The following is an 18,245-nucleotide window of genomic DNA, read 5'->3' as shown; positions in this document are numbered from 1 at the left end:
ATGACGTAAGTCGTGTCCCTTTTTTATTTTTGTAAAAATCTTAAGATGAAAAAACATACCGCTACAGAAGCCATTCTTTTATTAGAAGATGGTACGATCTACAAAGGAAAGAGCTTAGGCAGAATTGGAACATCCGGTGGAGAGCTTTGCTTTAATACCGGTATGACTGGATACCAGGAAATATTTACAGACCCGTCTTACTATGGTCAGGTAGTAGTTAATACTGTATCTCATGTTGGCAACTATGGAGTGCAACACGATGAAGTAGAATCTGACAGAGTACAGATTAGTGCCTTAGTTTGTAAGGACTTCTCCCATCATTATTCCAGAAAAAAAGCTGAAGGTTCTTTACAGGAATACTTTGAAAAGGCCGGGATTGTAGGTATTTGTGAAATTGATACACGTGCGCTGGTTCGTCATATTCGGGACAAAGGTGCAATGAATGCTATAGTTTCGTCGGAGATAACAGATATTGACGAGCTGCGTAAGAGACTGGCTGAAGTACCATCCATGGCTGGATTAGAGCTTTCGTCAAGGGTAAGTACTCCTGAAACTTATGATCTGAAGCCGGAAGATGTTAAATTTAGAGTTGCCGTGCTTGACCTTGGAGTAAAGCGTAATAGCCTGCATAATTTTATGCAACGCGGCTGTGAGGTTAAAGTATTCCCTTATAACACTCCCTTTGAAGAAATGGAGAAGTGGAACCCGGATGGCTATTTTATTTCGAACGGTCCTGGTGACCCTGCCGCTACGAAAGATGCGGTTGACAGTGTAAAACAGATACTGGCTAAGTCTAAACCAATGTTTGGTATTTGCATGGGACACCAGATACTGGCGCATGCAAACGGAATTGCTACTTATAAAATGCACAATGGGCATAGGGGCTTAAACCATCCTGTTAAAAACCTGATTACGGGACGAAGTGAAATCACGAGCCAGAACCATGGTTTTGTGGTAGATGCTGAACAGGTGAGAAATCACCCGGATGTGGAAGTTACGCACATTAACCTGAATGATAATACCATTGAGGGGATGCGTATGAAAACAAAGCCAGCTTTCTCAGTGCAATATCACCCGGAGTCTTCGCCGGGGCCACACGATTCTGAATACCTGTTTGATGACTTCGTGGCATTATTAGAGCAAAGTAAAAATCAAGTAAAACTATAGATCAAAACAACTAATGAGCTTAATCACTGATATCAAAGCCAGACAGATCTTCGATTCTAGAGGCAATCCTACTGTAGAAGTTGATGTAATAACTGAAACTGGTATAATGGGTCGTGCTGCTGTACCATCTGGCGCGTCTACCGGTATTCATGAGGCAGTTGAGCTTCGTGATGGAGACAAGGGCAAGTACATGGGCAAGGGTGTGCTGCAGGCAGTTAAAAACGTAAATGATACAATCGCTGAAGAGCTTATTGGTTTCCCGGTGTTTGACCAGAACCTGCTGGATAAGATCATGATCGAGCTGGATGGATCGGACAACAAAGGCAAGCTGGGTGCAAACGCTATCTTAGGTGTGTCGCTGGCAATTGCGCGTGCTGCTGCTCAGGAGCTTAACATGCCGCTTTACCGCTATGTAGGTGGTGTTAATGCGAATACACTACCTGTGCCTATGATGAACATCCTGAACGGTGGTAGCCATGCTGATAATGCCATCGACTTCCAGGAATTCATGATCATGCCGGTTGGTGCGCCTTCGTTCTCTGAAGCGTTGCGCATGGGTTCTGAGGTATTCCACCACCTGAAGAATGTACTGAAGAAGAAAGGCTTGTCTACAAACGTAGGTGATGAAGGTGGTTTTGCACCGAACATCGCATCTAACGTGGAAGCTATCGAAGTGGTATTGCAGGCTATTGAAGCAGCAGGTTACAAGCCAGGTGACGATATGATGATTGCGATGGATGCGGCCAGTTCTGAGTTCTACGATGCATCTACAGGTCTTTACACCTTCAAGAAATCTACCGGTGATAAGCTGTCGTCTTCGGATATGGTAAGCTACTGGAAAGAGTGGACGGAGAAATACCCGATCATCTCGATTGAAGATGGTATGGCAGAAGACGACTGGGCTGGCTGGAAAGAGCTTACTGAGAAAATCGGTAAAAATGTACAGCTGGTAGGTGATGACCTTTTCGTAACCAACGTGAAGCGTCTGCAGCAGGGCATAGACCAGGGTGTTGCTAACTCTATCCTGATCAAAGTAAACCAGATTGGGACACTTACGGAAACTATAAACGCTATTAACTTAGGCTTGCGCCATGGTTATAAGAGCGTGATGAGCCACCGTTCGGGCGAGACAGAAGATAACACGATTGCTGACTTGGCAGTGGCGCTTAACACAGGCCAGATCAAAACTGGTTCAGCTTCACGTTCTGACCGTATGGCGAAGTATAATCAGCTGCTTCGTATCGAAGAAGAGCTTGGTGAAATTGCGTACTATCCGGGCCGTAAGTTCTAAAATCCAATATTTAAAAATATTTATCTCTAAGGCTGTGGGTTATATGATCCACAGCCTTATTTTGTGTAAGTACTTTTAGCCCTCGTGTTCCTATGATCAAGCGCATCCCCAAATTCTTCCGTAGCTTTTATTTTATCACAACCGCCCTGTTTGTGGTATGGATGCTCTTTTTCGACTCTAACGACTTTGTTACACAGTACCAGATGAGCAAACAGCTAAGCGACCTGGAAGCTGTGAAAGAAGATTACATGGAGAAAATGGAAGAAGTGGAGAAAGACCGCAAAGCCCTGATGGGAAATGCCGATCTATTGGAAAAGTACGCCCGCGAAAAATACCTGATGAAGCGCCCGAATGAGGATGTCTTTATTATAGTTACGAAGGAAGAAAAGTAGTTTCTATAGTTTAGAGCTTGTCTTAAACTATAGACCGCAATAACCACATATCACTTAATCCCTGCCTAAATAATTCGTAACTTTGTGCCATTGAGCTGCAACTATAAGCTTGCGGCCTCACCTAAGTATAGATACTATGGCAAAAGTTGCAATAAACCTCTCTACCGGCTCTATTCAGCAGGAAGAAGTTATAGTAGGTATAGATTTGGGCACAACCAACAGCCTGGTGGCCTACATCCATCCTGAAGATAAAACACCCATCGCTATTAATGACCAGGGCCGCGGAACGATTGTGCCGTCTGTGGTGCATTTTACCAAAACCGGCGAAACTATAGTTGGTACCGAAGCAAGAGACTACCTGACCACCGATCCGGCAAATACTATTTACTCTGTTAAGCGCCTGCTGGGCAAGTCGTATAAAGATGTTGGCGAGCACAAAGACTACTTTGGTTACAAGATAATTGATGACGACAGCGAAGGTTTAGTGAAGATACGAGTAGGAGATAAATTCTATTCGCCCATTGAGCTATCGGCAGAGATACTGAAGGAACTGCGTGAGCGCGCTGAACACTCGCTTAAAACACCAGTTAACCGTGCGGTAATTACGGTACCGGCTTACTTTAACGACTCACAGCGCCAGGCAACCCGCGACGCCGGTAAACTGGCCGGTCTGGAAGTGTTGCGTATAGTTAACGAACCTACTGCGGCGGCACTAGCTTATGGTATCGGTATTGACCCGAACGAAGAGAAAACCGTTGCAGTCTACGATTTAGGTGGTGGTACATTTGATATCTCTATCCTGAGCATACACCAGGGTATTTTTGAAGTGCTCTCTACCAACGGCGATACCTATTTGGGAGGCGATGACTTTGACAGAGCGATCATCAACCACTGGATACAGCAAAACCAGCTGATTGCCGATACGGTGAATGAGGATAAGAACCTGCAACAGGAACTTCGTTTAAAAGCCGAAGAAGCGAAGAAGGTGCTGAGCTCTCAGCCAGTGTTTACCGGAACTATAAACGGAACTATTGATTGCCATTTAGAGCGCCATACGTTTGAAACACTAATTGCTCCAACTGTAGCCCGAACTATAGAAAGTTGCCGCATGGCCATGGCAGATGCCAAACTACAGCCCGAGCAGATAGATGCCGTGATCATGGTTGGTGGTTCTACGCGTGTGCCCATGGTGTACGATGCTGTTTCTGACTTTTTTGGTAAACAAGCCAACAACACGCTTAACCCGGATGAAGTAGTATCGCTTGGAGCAGCCATACAAGCCGATATTCTGGCTGGTAACCGTAAAGATATTCTGCTGCTGGATGTAACGCCGCTTACCTTAGGTATCGAAACGATGGGTGGTCTGATGGACTCAATCATTCCTAGAAACTCTAAGATACCAACCAAAGCAGGCCGACAGTATACTACTTCAGTAGACGGGCAAGTGAACATGAAGATATCGGTGTACCAGGGAGAGCGTGACCTTGTGAAAGAAAACCGTAAGCTGGCCGAGTTCGACCTGAAAGGTATACCAGCTATGCCAGCTGGTTTCCCGAAGGTAGATGTTAACTTTATACTTAATGCCGATGGTATCCTGAAAGTAGAAGCCATTGAGTTGCGTTCCGGTGTGCGCCAGGAAGTGGAAGTAAAGCCACAGTACGGCCTGACAGATGAGCAGGTAGAACAAATGCTGATGGATTCTATTACGCACGCCCGCGAAGACGTGAATACCCGAATGGTGATAGAAGCCCGTACTACTGCCGAGCAGATGATCTACCAGGTAGAGCGCTTTGTTGAAAAGAACGGCCAACACCTGACTGCTGAAGAAGTGGAGCTTACCAGAACCAATGTGCAAAATCTGAAAGACGTACTGCCTGGTGGAGACAAGGATGCTATTCTGGCAGCAGTAGATACGCTGGAAGAACAAACCAGCCCGTTTGCAGAGCGTGTTATGCAGATTTCTATTAAGCAGGCCATGGCCGGTAAAAAGATAGAGTGAGTAATTTTTAATTCCCCTCTTGAGAGAGGTAGGGATGTGTTAATCATTCCTGAAAAAACGAGAGCGCCGACAACTTATAGTTGCCGGCGCTCTCGTTTTGTAGTTGATCTTATAGTTTAGAACTTAATACCGAACTTTTTGCCCAGCTTTTCAAGGTCTTCAGCCACAGGTTCGAGCAACGGAATTCCTTCTTTCAGGCGGATTTCCGTCATTTCGCGTTCAGGGTCGCCGGGGATCAACACTGCTTTTTCACCTTTCTTGGTTTTGGCAGCTCTGAAGGTTTCTATCCATCGGTCCATGTTGTCTTTAAACTCATCAGCCGGCCTGAAGGCATCAATGCGCATGGCTCCTAAAAAGTGGCCGATTCCTTTCCCAACTGGATCGGCAGGTGGATTAAGAAATGAAACAAATGGCGGAACCCAGGGGCCATAGTTGGCGCCCGAAAGCACAGCCGAGAAAATATCAACTATAGCCGCCAGTGCATAGCCTTTGTGACTGCCGTGTACCAGGTCCGAACCGAGTGGGAGTAAAGCGCCGCCATCTTTCAGTTCATTCGCATTATCGGTGTCTTCGCCTTCGGCAGTCTGAATCCAGCCTACGGGTGCTTTCTTGTTTTTACGCTGCAGTATCTCCAGTTTACCATTGGCTGCTGATGCAGTGGCAAAGTCGGCTACAAACGGTGGTTGTTTTTTAGTTGGTACAGCTACGGCAATCGGGTTGGTGCCTAGCATACGGTCTACTGAGTGGGTTGGAGCAACAAGCGGGCTAGCGTTTGTCATGGCCATGCCTATCATATCCGAACTCAGCGCTTCCATGGCGTGGTAGCCGGCAATGCCGAAGTGGTTGGAGTTTCGCACCGACACCCAGCCTGTTCCTACTTTATCGGCTTTCTCAATGGCAATGTCCATCGCTTTCGGGGCAATTACCAATCCCAGGCCGCCATCGCCATCTACGGTGGCTGTACTGGGTGTTTCGTGCACAATGCGCATGTTGGGAGTCGGGTTTATTCTTCCGGCTTCCCAAAGGCGCACATAGCCGCTCAGTCGGGCTACACCATGCGAGTCAACGCCCCGCAGGTCAGCTTCCAGTAAAACTTCGGCGGCTAACTTGGCATCCTTTGGCGGGCAGCCAATGGCTAAAAATATTTCCTGGGTAAAATTAAATAATTGTCGGTAAGTATACATGTATTCTGAATTGCGGTAGTAAGAGCGGCAAATTAATAAATTCTGCTACTAAACCCTTCATTAATACCGGCTTTATCCTTGTCTCAGCAAAAGCTATAGTTCGGTAAACTGCTTTAAATATGTACTTTTTTATATACTTTAGAGCCTGAATAAGTTTATGGAACAGATTTTGTCTGTGCCAGCTTAGGCAAATTATATTTTTACTATGATACGAGCTATACTCTCCGCTTTTATACTACTGGCTGCTTTTGTGGCACAGGCCCAGACCAAACTTATTTTTGATCAAACTACCCCGGAAGCTTACCTGATAAAGTACAGCACAACAGGTAACAGTAGCCAGACACACATCAATGCTATAGTTAACCTGCTGCGCGATGGGGATGTGCGGAAAGGTGGCGGCCGCCCGGCCCGTAACCCGGAATTTACAGTTCGGATGGAGCAGCAGGCCCGTATTGCCGATACTGGGAATGCACTGCAGTTAACAGTTAAACTCAGCAAAATTGGGGTTAATAGCGATGTTACCTACAAAGGCTTTGGCGTAGAAGATGTACTGTTACCCGAAAAGCTGAATGCGAAGATCAAACTGCTGGATGGCAGGAAAAAAGAACTGCAGGCCTTTAACCTGACCAATATTTCTTTCAGTAAAGAAGGAGTGGTAGTGCTGGATGTAACCATGCCTGATACAACTACCGCTAATCAGAACTATAGTTTGGTGGTAGAGCCGAAAGAGCTGATTTATACTTCAGAAAGTGTAAACCGCTTTAAAAGATACCAGGAACTGGTGCAAAATTATTACACTGCCGAAGCAACCATAAGCCGTGCCCTGCAGGATGTAAGCCGTATTCAGCCCGAGGATGTAGACCGCATCAGCCTGCACGACCGTAACCTGCGCCAGATGGAAGACATGTATGAGCGCATTAAGGATGAAAACTATAGAGATAAACTGAACCTGCGCCAGTACGACCCGCAACATCTGACAGATAAAATGGCCGACCTGAACCGCCTGATGAAGGAACGCCGCCGTGCTGTAGACTATGCCCTGAGCACCATGGATCTGCAGTTCTTTAACAAAGGAATGAGCCTTGTAACAACCGGAAACGGAAATGCAGCGCAGGCTTATTTTATAAAGTCGCTGGAAGTAAATCCAAAATTTGCACCATCGCACCTGCAGTTAGCCCGCCTTGATTTTGTGAACGGTTACCTGAACGAAGCCACCGCCCGTACCCTGGATGTGTTGACCGGAATGCGTATTGACCCGGAAACCCGCCAGATGGCGCAGGTGCTGGCGCATGATATTTACACATCGCACATCAACCGCGGCCATAGTTTAGTTAACAACAGAGACTATAATGCGGCGCTGCAAGCCTTCGGGAATGCCCGCGAAATGTGTGACAGAGTTGGCGGCTTAGGTTGTAATATGCCTGCCCTGCGCGAAGGGGAAGGTCGTGCCGCAACAGGTATGTATCACAACATTATAGCAGAAGGAAAGCGCGAATTTAGCCGTAACAACATAGCACAGGCCGATAAGTTAGCCGAGGAAGCCCTGCGTTTCCAGAGCGATTACCGGGATGTAATGCCGCAGCCAACCGAAGCCATTGACTTACAGAATCAGGTAAAATATACATACTATGTAACGTACATCGATAAAGGCAAAAGCTACCTGAACAGCAAAAATTATACAGCTGCGCTTAGCCAGTTCGATGCCGCCTTGGAACTACAGGACAGGTATACTTTTAAAAAAGTGAATGAGCTTGGCACCCTTGCGCAGAAAGCTGCCAAACCGGTATTGCTGGCCGAACTACAAACCGGTTACCAGCAAGCCATGAACAACCAGTTGACCGATGCACGTGCGCTGGCCTCTAAAGCAATAGCCATGCAGGGCCGTTATGGGTTAACTCAGGATAAAGAGGTAGTTGGCAAGTATAACCTGCTCCGCGACCGTATTGTAACCCAGGAATGCCAGAATGCGCAAAATGCCTACGACGACCATCTGCAGCAGGCAAAAGAACTGGCTCGTAACAAACAATTCCTGGCTGCTGATAAAGCTTATACTGCTGCCCTTAAAGTTGCCGGTGATAATACTGTCTGCCAGCTAGCTGACTTTACAGCTAAAGACGGACGTGAAGCGATACTACCCGCAGTTAGATACCAGCAAATGCTCGAAGATATAAACCGTTTTGTGGCCAGCAGTCGCTACACCGAAGCTCTGCAAACCTACAACCAGGCAGAAAAGCATTATAAGGCCTACGAAGTAAACCGTTTCGGCCTGGACTATATCTCGCTGTACAACTATGCCAAGGAAACAACCAAGCTGCCATTTACTGCTGAAGTAGTTCAGTACTATGCCAGCCAGGGCGAAGAAGAAATTGCCATTAACCTGCTAACTATACTTTTGCAGAAAGATTATAAAAACCGCAAAACGAAGCGTGTACAGGAGCAACTTGGCAAGCAGCTGGCGTCGCAGGATGTGCAGTTGGGTTTAAAAGACGATGCAGAAGCTTTAGCCATGAAGCACACCAGTAACAACCGCGATCTGAAAAAGCTGAGAAAGGCTTACGAAAAGGAAAGAAAGCGTTTAGCAAAAGCTTAAAAGCAAAAAGGCAGGAGAATATCCTGCCTTTTTTGTTGCATCTAGCTTCTTCAATGTCATTCTGAGCATTAGCTTAGGAAAATTCTATGTTCTATAGTTTCTCTTTTGTCATTTCGAACAAAGTGAGAAATCTATCTCGGATTATAGTTTGATACTCTACACTTCGAACTAAGTCTTTTCTTCTATAGTTACTTCTCATCCTGGGAGCTCTACCTACCTATCGTTCTATAGTTGGCTTTGGTGCCCTCACGGCCGGGAGGCCCCGTCTTGGGGGAGGGGCCCTCGATAAGGGCATCGCGCTGCTGCTTTCTTGCTACTCTCGCTGCGCTCGTGTTGGCTACGCCACCGCAATAAATCAAAGGCGCTCAACCCAAAGACTGCGAGCAGCTCGATAGCTGCAACGATAGTTTACTTGAGAAACTATAGTTGCATCGCTTTATCGTGGTGCTATTTCCGTAGGGACAGGTTGCGACCTGTCCTGTGCGTGGTCTGTAACTATAGCTAATTCAGATTTTTCCCGCTGGTCGAAATGACTGTTGGGCAAGCACTAGCAAAAAGTCACCCTTCGTAGGGACAGATCGCGACCTGTCCGCTCAACAGGCTGTAACTATAGAACTATAACTCAAACTATAGCAGTGGCAGAAACTGTCCTCTTGTGAGCAAGGCCATTTCATTCTCTAATTCGCTCTCGCTCGCGTCCCGCGAGTGTGAGCTACCTGCGGACTCTGGCCGCTTTAACCTGTGCCTGCGGCACAAGTAGCGGGACGCCACTATGTAACTCTAACTCACTCTCGCGGGACGCGAGGGCTTTAAAGAGGTTGTATTTAATAGGATCGGCTCTGCCCTTGAGGAGACTATAGGGGTGTCAAAACAGTAACTATAAAACAATACCCTTAACTATAGCAACAACAAAATTCCCCTCCCTGGAGGGGTAGGGGTGGGTTAAATCAGAAATTATAGCTTTTAGCTAGACGCTCGTAGGAGCTGCGCACGCTACGAGGTCTTAAATCCTGTTAATCCCTAAATCCTGAAAGTCCTGATTCAGACAACTTACTTCGCCAGCATCTGTTGCAGAACACCTTCCTTCAGCGCATACGACGATACCCGAATCTTCTGCAGCTTATAGTTATCCAGCACAAAATCTACCAGTATAGTTGCCAGCACGATCATGTCCACGCGCATTTCTAGCATACCGGGGATAGCTAAACGCTCGTCGTGGGTTTTGCTCAAAAACTCTCTGTAGATACTATAGAAATCTTCCATGGCCAGTTCTGAAGCTGGCGGTATAATTTGCTGGCGCGAAGTGTCACCTTTGCGGAGTGCATCAATATCACAAAGCGTATCGAAGGTGCCGGATGAGCCTACAAGTATAGTTGGTATATACTGGGCTATGGCTTCGGTAAGTGGTTGTAGTTTCTCGGCTAAGTAAGCTTTTTCGGCGGCTATGCTTTCGGCTGGCATCGGGTCTGCGGTGAAGAACTGGTCCATCAGGCGCTGGGCACCTACCTCGAAGCTGCGTTTCCAGAAAATCTCCTGGTTGTTGCAAAGTATAAACTCCACGCTGCCTCCACCAATATCCATGATAAGGGCTGTCTGCTCATCCAGCACACCAGCGAAGCGCACACCATAGTAGATCAGTTCGGCTTCGCGGGCACCGTCTATCACTTCTACTTCAATATCGGTCTGTTTGTAGATGTCCTTTACAAAATCGTCGCCGTTGGCAGCGTTGCGCACCATGCTCGTAGCCATTGCCCGAACTGTTTCAGCGCCATGCTCATCAATCACCTTCCGGAAATCTTTCAGCGTTTTAAGAGCCCGCTCATAAGCTTCGGGAGCGATGTTACCATTGCTGATGCCGCCTTGGCCCAAACGCACTGGTACTTTAGTTTTATACAGGTCGCGCAACTGCCCCTGCTCATTCACTTCCGTTACCAGCAAGTGAAATGTATTCGTACCCATGTCGATTAGTGCAAGGCGATTGTTCATAGTTGGTTGTTAATTGATGATTGTTTGAAGGCTGAGCTTTAAATCTTAGATTTCTCTTTATTAATCAGTATCGATGATAGTAAAACCAACCAAGTTATGCTTCTCTAAAGTTTTAATAGCTAATCTCCAAATTAGCTCGTCGTGATGTTCCTTTTCAAAATAGACAATTCTTAAAGCGTTAATAACTCCATCACTAGTGTTCAACAACCAGTTAGATAAGTCATTATATCTTTGATTCTCATCTTGAAAGTCTATGTAATCAGATTCTATCTCGCCTGACTCCTTATATTCAGTATTTGTTTCTTTACCTTGAACTCTAAATATTTTCCATCCAAACTTATACAGTAGTTCATCTCTCTGTTTATCCTTGTCCACATCATGATAGTCTTTCCCATCTAATTCCAAACCAATTCTTAGATAAGGATTAGCGAAATCCACAAAGTAATTAAATAAGGGGAACTGGGGATAAAGCGCTATCCTCATAGCCCTGATAGAGCACCATGCATGAAATTCAATTGGAGAAAAATGAGAACTCCAGTCAAGAAAATAAGGACTAATAGGTATTGCAATATCACGTCTAGCTGCAGATATAATTTCTGGCATCAACTCCATATACATTTGCCTTATGAAGCCCCATTTATCCGTTATCTTTTCTAATTGATTAAATTCATATTTAATGAACTCTCGCCTACTATATTCTTTATACCCTTCATAATCGAATTTAAAATCATCTAATTCATCCATATTTCAAATTGATATAATTTATATAGCAGTATAACTAATAATTTTAAGAGTTTGAATCTACCTCCCCACCGAAGTAAACCTAAAGAAAGTACCCAACGGCAATTTGCGCTCGCCGCTATCATGCAGGTATAGTTCGCCGAGCTCTTCGTTCTTCACCATGTCGCCAAACGTACCGCGCATCAGGTTGTCCAGCACCATTGCCGAGAAGCCCATCGAGTACAGGTTTATCAGCAGGAAATAATCAGTGCCGTCCAGCATCTCGCGGCAAAGCTTTATCATTTCGTTCAACTCGTCTTCCAGTTGCCATTTTTCGCCGTTCGGGCCGCGGCCGTAGCTTGGCGGGTCCAGGATGATGCCGTTATATTTGTTGCCACGCTTTACTTCGCGGCGGGCATATTTCATGGCGTCTTCCACAATCCAGCGCACGTTGTCCAGGTTGCTGGCTTCCATGTTGTCGCGGGCCCAGAAGTTAACCTGCTTTATAGAGTCGAGGTGGGTTACGTCGGCACCGGCGGCTTTGGCAGCAAGCGTGGCAGCACCGGTGTAGGCAAACATGTTCAGTACTTTTGGCTGTGGGGTCTTTAATTTGCGGGTGGTGTCGTAAATAAACTTCCAGTTAGCGTCCTGCTCCGGGAACAAACCCACATGCTTAAACGACGACAAACCCAACCGGAAGCGCAGCTTCAGGCCGTTGTAGGTATAGTTGATGAACCACTGCTCGGGCATTCCTTTCTTCAGTTTCCACTGGCCTTTTTCCTGGCTGCCTTTGTCGCGGGTAAATACGGCATTGGCCATGCGCTGCCATTCCTGCTCGGGCAGGTGCTTGTCCCAGATGGCCTGTGGCTCGGGGCGGGCTACATAATACTGGCCAAAACGCTCCAGTTTCTCAAAGTTGCCACTATCCACTAACTCGTAATCGGCCCAGTTTTCTGTTGTAAGAAAGGAATACATATCTTTGTCGTTTATTTCAGGCGTGGTGCCTATAAGGCGGTAAAATTACGCATTATCTGCCACACCATAATAGGGCACGAACCAGCTGTTTTAATTGTTTCAGATACATGGCAATCAGTTTTTATAAATACCAGGGTACCGGCAACGATTTTGTGATGATCGACAACCGGAAAATGACCTTCCCAGGGGAGAACGAAGCATTGGTAAAACACCTTTGCGACCGCCGCGTGGGGGTTGGCGCCGACGGTCTAATATTACTACAGGATCACCCGGACTACGATTTCGAGATGGTGTACTATAACGCCGATGGCCGCGTGGGCTCTATGTGCGGAAATGGCGCACGCTGCACTGTTCGTTTTGCCCGGCAACTGGGTGTAATAGAAGACGTGGCCTGCTTTTTAGCAGCCGATGGCGAGCACCAGGCAAGTATAGAGCGCGACCTGATACAGCTAAAGATGAACGACGTGCAGGGAGTAGAGAGAATTGGTAAAGATTATTACCTGAACACCGGCTCTCCACACTATATCCGTTTTGTAGATGATGTGCAAACTATAGATGTATTTGCAGAAGGACGCGCTATCCGGTACAACGACCGTTTTGCCGCAGTTGGCACTAACGTAAACTTTGTGCAGAAAACAGGCGATAACGAAATATTTGTACGCACCTACGAGCGTGGCGTGGAAGACGAGACCCTTTCGTGCGGGACAGGGGTTACAGCTGCTGCGCTGGTTGCAGGACTTGAAGGAATGCTGGACCCGGTAAGAGTAAAAGTGCTGGGCGGCGAATTGGAAGTAGCTTTTGAAAGATCCGGTAACGACGGCTTTAAATACATTTATTTGATCGGCCCAGCCAAGCAGGTATTTACCGGTACAGTTGCGGTTTAAACTATAGATTTTTCTGGAATCGTAAACCATCCCCCGCCCCCTTCAAAGGGGAATATTCGGGAATGCGTAATTCAACTATAATAGACTAAAAATTTACTGTCATTCTGTAAAGAAACCTGGTGGGAGAGAGGTTAAGCCTTTGCAACTTGATTACAAGATCCTTTCAGGATGACAAGTAAAAAAGTCCCCCTTTGAAGGGGGTAGGTGGATGACAAACAAAAACTATAGAACTATAACATAAACTATAGCTGTAGTAGAAATTCCCCTCTCGGGAGGGGCAGGGGTGGGTTAAACTATAGCACATAAACTATAACCCTAACTATAAAACAAGGCTCTCAGCAACTATAAATTGTTGGGAGTCTTTTCTTTTTTATGTAGCTTGTACTATTCAACAAACTATAGCCCCGTGTTCCTGAAAACAAACCAAACCTACCTGCGTGCCCTCGAACCTACCGACCTGGAGTTTCTGTACTCTTTAGAAAACGACACAACTGTTTGGCATGTAGGCAATACGGTTACACCTTACTCTAAATTTGTGCTGGAGCAGTACCTCGAGAATGCCGCCCTGGATATCTATACCGTAAAGCAACTCCGCTTAATTGTCTGCAACCACGAAGCGCAAACTATAGGCGCCATCGATCTGTATGATTTTGACCCTTTACACCGCCGTGCTGGCATAGGCATAGTTATTACAGAAGAATATCGAGGCAATGGCCATGCCGCCGATGCACTTAAATTGCTGCTGAATTATTGCCGCGACACGCTCAGGCTCCACCAGGTATACTGTTCGGTTACTGCCACAAACCTGCCAAGCATAAATCTTTTCACTAAAAGCGGTTTTGAGCAGGTAGGTATTCTTAAAGAATGGTTTCTGACCCCTGATGGCTGGGAGAATGTAGTTGAAATGCAGCGTATTTTCCATAGTCACCAGGAGCTATAGTATGTTATTCAGGAAGGCAACTATAGCTGATATACCGGGTATGTCGTGGGTGCGCATGGCTGTAAAAGAAAACATCCTATCTAACCCTGCCCTGGTTACGCCCGAATCGTACAGGGAGATGCTGGAAGAAAAAGGTGCTGGCTGGGTTTGCGAAATAGAGGGTGCTATAGTTGGCTTTGCTATAGTTGATCTATCGGATGCGAACATCTGGGCGCTGTTTATGGACCCAAATCATGAAAAAAAGGGAATAGGTAAAAAGCTGCACAACCTGATGCTTAACTATAGTTTTGAACAGGGCATCGGTAAACTATGGCTCTCCACAAGTCCCGGAACCAGGGCAGAAACCTTTTACTGCAAAGCCGGCTGGCAACCTAAAGGCTTAACCCGAAGGGGAGAAATCAGATTTGAAATGGAGCATGAAACGTATAAAGCTATAGTTGCTACCTGCTAGCAATCAAAAAAATAACACCTCCGTAAGCAAAACCTACCTGTTCTGTCATAGTTAATTAGCCCTATAAACGGTAAATAGTAAACCAGCTATACTTTTCCGGTAAATATGGCAGATAACCTATGTGGGTATTTTTATGGTATTGTTTTAGTACAGACATTCGATATGTCAGAAAAACAGCTTATTTTTGACATATTGTAAGCAAAGAATTTCATTTAAGAACAACCGACACAGATGTTTGATTTTTTCGGTAAAACCGTTGCGAAACTATTCGGAACCAAGTCCGACAAAGATATAAAAGAGGTATTACCTTATGTATCTAAGGTTAATGAAGAATACGCAAAATTAAAGAACCTCACGGATGACCAGCTGCGCCATAAAACAGTTGAGATAAGAGGGGTAATTAACGAGCGACTGAAATCTATTGACGATAAAATTGCAGCCCTGCACAAGCGTGTGGCTGATGAGCAGGAACTGAACATTGTTCAGAAAGAAGCTATTTTCTCGGAGATAGACGAGCTGGAAAAGCAACGTAACAAAGACCTGGAAGTAGTGCTGATGGAAGTGCTGCCTGTCGGCTTTGCTGTAGTGAAAGAGACTGCCCGCCGCTGGAAAGAAAACGGGCAGCTGGTAGTTACCGCTAACGACATGGACCGTGCCCTGGCTACCCGCAAACCAAACGTACAACTGGATGGCGACAAAGCGATCTGGGCGAACAAATGGGAAGCTGCCGGCAACGAGATAACCTGGGAAATGCTGCATTACGATGTGCAGCTGATAGGTGGTATAGTACTGCACCAGGGTAAAATTGCCGAGATGGCGACAGGTGAAGGTAAAACACTGGTAGCAACACTGCCAGCTTACCTGAACGCACTTTCCGGCCGTGGCGTGCACGTGGTAACGGTTAACGATTACCTTGCCCGTCGTGACTCGGAGTGGATGGCACCGTTGTTCGAGTTCCATGGTATTACCATCGACTGTATAGACAAGCACCAGCCAAACTCTGAAGCCCGTCGTAACGCCTACAAAGCAGACATCACCTACGGTACAAACAACGAGTTCGGCTTCGATTACCTGCGTGATAACATGAGCCGCGAGCCACAGGACCTGGTACAGCGCAAGCACCATTACGCCATGGTCGATGAGGTTGACTCTGTATTGATTGACGATGCCCGTACGCCATTGATCATTTCCGGCCCGGTGCCGCGTGGCGATGAGCACGAGTTTCATATCCTGAAGCCACGCATTTCGATGCTGGTAGAAGCGCAGCGTAAAGTTGTTAATAACTTCCTGACAGAAGCAAAACGCCTTATTAAGGAAGGTAATGAAAAAGAAGGCGGACTTGCCCTTTTCAGAGCGTACCGTGGTCTGCCGAAGAGCAAGCCTCTTATCAAGTTCCTGAGCGAGACAGGTAACCGCGCTATCATGCAGAAAGTAGAGAACCACTACCTGCAGGATAACTCCCGTATGATGCCGGAAGCCGATGAGCCGCTATACTTTACGATAGATGAGAAGCACAACCAGATAGAACTGACGGAGCAAGGCGTAGACCTGATCACAGGCCAGGGCGAAGACCCGAACTTCTTCATCATGCCGGACATCGGTACTGAAATTGCCAACCTGGAAAATGATAAATCGCTTTCTCACGAAGAACTGCTGCAGGCAAAAGAACACCTGATCGCAGACTTCCAGGAGAAATCGAAACGCATCCATACTATAAACCAGTTACTGAAGGCCTATACGCTGTTCGAAAAAGACACCGAGTATATCGTTACGCCGGATAACAAGGTGAAGATCGTAGACGAGCAGACAGGTCGTGTAATGGAAGGCCGTCGTTATTCTGATGGTTTGCACCAGGCCATTGAAGCGAAAGAGAACGTGAAGGTAGAAGATGCCACACAGACTTACGCTACCGTTACGCTGCAGAACTACTTCCGTATGTACCACAAACTGTCTGGTATGACGGGTACTGCCGAAACAGAAGCAGGCGAGTTCTGGGATATCTACAAACTGGACGTGGTTGTAATTCCGACCAACCGCCCGATCCAACGAAAAGACGAGCACGACAAAGTTTACAAAACTGTTCGTGAGAAATACAATGCTGTTGCCGACGAAATTGTAGCCTTAACAGAAGCTGGTCGCCCGGTACTGGTTGGTACAACTTCGGTAGAGATTTCGGAATTGCTGAGCCGCATGCTTACCCTGCGTAAGATAAAGCACCAGGTACTGAACGCTAAAATGCACCAGAAAGAAGCCGAAATTGTGGCAGAAGCTGGTAAACCAAGTACCGTAACTATAGCTACCAACATGGCTGGTCGTGGTACCGACATTAAACTGGCACCAGAATCCAAAGCAGCGGGTGGTCTGGCCATTATTGGTACAGAACGCCACGAGTCGCGCCGTGTAGACCGCCAGTTGCGTGGTCGTGCCGGTCGCCAGGGTGACCCGGGTTCTTCGCAGTTCTTTGTATCGCTTGAAGATAACCTGATGCGTTTGTTCGGTTCTGACAGAATTGCCCGCCTGATGGACCGCATGGGTCTGGAAGAAGGAGAGGTTATTCAGCACTCGATGATCACCAATTCGATTGAGCGTGCGCAGAAGAAAGTAGAAGAAAACAACTTCGGACAGCGTAAGCGTTTGCTGGAATACGATGACGTGATGAACGCACAGCGTGAAGTTGTGTATAAGCGCCGCAGAAACGCCCTTTACGGCGAGCGCCTGGAGCTGGATATCTGGAACATGATCTATGATATCAGTGAAGATGTGATCGTGAGCTATAAAAACATCAACGATTACGATAACTTCCAGTTGCATGTACTGCGTGTATTTGGTATTGAGTCAACTATCACAGAAAACGAGTTCAAGTCCGGACAGGCAAACCTGTTAGTGGAGCGTTTATACAACGAAGCACTGAATCATTACCTGGCCCGCAACAAGCAGGTCGCTGACCATGCTTACCCGATCATTTCTGACATCCATGCGAACCGTGGACCAATGATCGAGAACGTAGCGGTACCGTTTACAGATGGCAAACGCCAGCTTGCTGCTGTAGCTAACCTGACCAAAACGTACGAGTCGCATGGTATGGAACTGCTCCGTGCTATGGAGAAACTGATTACACTGGGAACTATAGACCAGGCCTGGACAGACCACCTGCGCCAGATGGACGACCTGAAGCAAAGCGTACAGAATGCGGTTTACGAACAGAAAGATCCGCTGTTGATCTACAAGTTTGAGTCATTTGAGCTGTTTAAGCGCATGATCGGTAAGGTGAACGAAGAAACGATTGCTTTCCTTTTCCATGCGTTTATACCGGTACAGGCACCAGAGCAGGTTCAGCAGCCGGTTAGGCCGCCAATGGCTCCAAAGCCTCCGGTACTAAAAGAGCAGAAGCAGGAAGTGCATTCATCGCTCGAGAACCAGTCTGGTCATACATCTATGCCGGCTCCGGAACCTGAGAAAATTATGCCGGCACACTCACAAAAAGTAGCCGGACGTAACGACCGCGTAAGCGTGCAGTACCTGGATGGCCGTGTAGTGAAGGACGTTAAATACAAGACTGTAGAAGACGACCTGCTGCACAACCGCTGTTCAATAATTGAAGACTAAAATACCCGCAGCCACTAACCCAAATTAGTGGCTGCTTTATGTTTATTTAATGCTGGAAAG

The 18,245-nt window shown here is 46.7% G+C and carries 13 protein-coding genes; 9 read left to right on the top strand and 4 right to left on the bottom strand.

Annotated elements, in window-relative coordinates:
• Positions 1 to 45: 45 nt before the first annotated feature.
• The 4 genes from carA to dnaK all read left to right on the top strand — a co-directional run bounded on the left by carA (position 46) and on the right by dnaK (position 4,849).
• Positions 46 to 1,167 (top strand): glutamine-hydrolyzing carbamoyl-phosphate synthase small subunit, encoded by a 1,122-nt coding sequence (gene carA, locus GSQ66_RS11955; RefSeq protein WP_162427691.1) that lies wholly within the window; start codon positions 46 to 48, stop codon positions 1,165 to 1,167.
• Between the two features lie 13 nt (positions 1,168 to 1,180).
• The gene (eno, locus tag GSQ66_RS11950) at positions 1,181 to 2,458 is read left to right on the top strand and encodes a phosphopyruvate hydratase (protein ID WP_162427690.1); all 1,278 of its coding nucleotides are present in this window, start codon (positions 1,181 to 1,183) and stop codon (positions 2,456 to 2,458) included.
• 92 nt (positions 2,459 to 2,550) lie between these two features.
• Positions 2,551 to 2,850: an FtsB family cell division protein gene (locus tag GSQ66_RS11945; RefSeq protein ID WP_162427689.1), complete on the top strand. Its 300-nt coding sequence runs from the start codon at positions 2,551 to 2,553 to the stop codon at positions 2,848 to 2,850.
• A gap of 136 nt (positions 2,851 to 2,986) precedes the next feature.
• Complete coding sequence (dnaK, locus tag GSQ66_RS11940) at positions 2,987 to 4,849, top strand: molecular chaperone DnaK (RefSeq protein WP_162427688.1); 1,863 nt, start codon at positions 2,987 to 2,989, stop codon at positions 4,847 to 4,849.
• A 116-nt stretch (positions 4,850 to 4,965) separates the two neighbouring features.
• Here dnaK and GSQ66_RS11935 read toward each other — a convergent pair whose 3' ends face one another.
• Complete coding sequence (locus tag GSQ66_RS11935; RefSeq protein WP_162427687.1) at positions 4,966 to 6,033, bottom strand: Ldh family oxidoreductase; 1,068 nt, start codon at positions 6,031 to 6,033, stop codon at positions 4,966 to 4,968.
• Positions 6,034 to 6,238: 205 nt separating this feature from the next.
• Here GSQ66_RS11935 and GSQ66_RS11930 point away from each other — a divergent pair, with 205 nt between their 5' ends.
• On the top strand, positions 6,239 to 8,623 hold the full coding sequence (locus GSQ66_RS11930) for a hypothetical protein (protein ID WP_162427686.1): 2,385 nt from the start codon (positions 6,239 to 6,241) through the stop codon (positions 8,621 to 8,623).
• Between the two features lie 1,050 nt (positions 8,624 to 9,673).
• Here the strand turns inward: GSQ66_RS11930 and GSQ66_RS11925 are convergent.
• From GSQ66_RS11925 to GSQ66_RS11915, 3 genes are read right to left on the bottom strand one after another with little or no spacing between them, the layout of a single operon-like run.
• Positions 9,674 to 10,609, bottom strand: a complete 936-nt coding sequence (locus GSQ66_RS11925; RefSeq protein ID WP_162427685.1) for a Ppx/GppA phosphatase family protein — start codon at positions 10,607 to 10,609, stop codon at positions 9,674 to 9,676.
• 60 nt (positions 10,610 to 10,669) lie between these two features.
• Positions 10,670 to 11,353: a DUF559 domain-containing protein gene (locus GSQ66_RS11920; protein WP_162427684.1), complete on the bottom strand. Its 684-nt coding sequence runs from the start codon at positions 11,351 to 11,353 to the stop codon at positions 10,670 to 10,672.
• A gap of 57 nt (positions 11,354 to 11,410) precedes the next feature.
• Positions 11,411 to 12,304: a class I SAM-dependent methyltransferase gene (locus tag GSQ66_RS11915; protein ID WP_162427683.1), complete on the bottom strand. Its 894-nt coding sequence runs from the start codon at positions 12,302 to 12,304 to the stop codon at positions 11,411 to 11,413.
• A 107-nt stretch (positions 12,305 to 12,411) separates the two neighbouring features.
• Here GSQ66_RS11915 and dapF point away from each other — a divergent pair, with 107 nt between their 5' ends.
• The 4 genes from dapF to secA all read left to right on the top strand — a co-directional run bounded on the left by dapF (position 12,412) and on the right by secA (position 18,185).
• Positions 12,412 to 13,188 carry a diaminopimelate epimerase gene (gene dapF, locus GSQ66_RS11910; RefSeq protein WP_162427682.1) on the top strand — a complete coding sequence of 259 codons (777 nt, stop codon included), beginning with the start codon at positions 12,412 to 12,414 and terminating at the stop codon, positions 13,186 to 13,188.
• A gap of 379 nt (positions 13,189 to 13,567) precedes the next feature.
• Entirely contained in the window at positions 13,568 to 14,128 is a 561-nt protein-coding gene (locus GSQ66_RS11905; RefSeq protein ID WP_238395660.1) for a GNAT family N-acetyltransferase, read from the top strand.
• A 1-nt stretch (position 14,129) separates the two neighbouring features.
• Entirely contained in the window at positions 14,130 to 14,579 is a 450-nt protein-coding gene (locus tag GSQ66_RS11900) for a GNAT family N-acetyltransferase (protein ID WP_162427681.1), read from the top strand.
• A gap of 231 nt (positions 14,580 to 14,810) precedes the next feature.
• Complete coding sequence (gene secA, locus GSQ66_RS11895; protein WP_162427680.1) at positions 14,811 to 18,185, top strand: preprotein translocase subunit SecA; 3,375 nt, start codon at positions 14,811 to 14,813, stop codon at positions 18,183 to 18,185.
• Positions 18,186 to 18,245: the final 60 nt, after the last annotated feature.

Origin of the sequence: Pontibacter pudoricolor (assembly GCF_010092985.1) — a bacterium.
GTDB lineage: Bacteria > Bacteroidota > Bacteroidia > Cytophagales > Hymenobacteraceae > Pontibacter > Pontibacter pudoricolor.
Note: the sequence above shows the minus strand (reverse complement) of the source record. Positions and strands in the feature narration are given on the sequence as shown.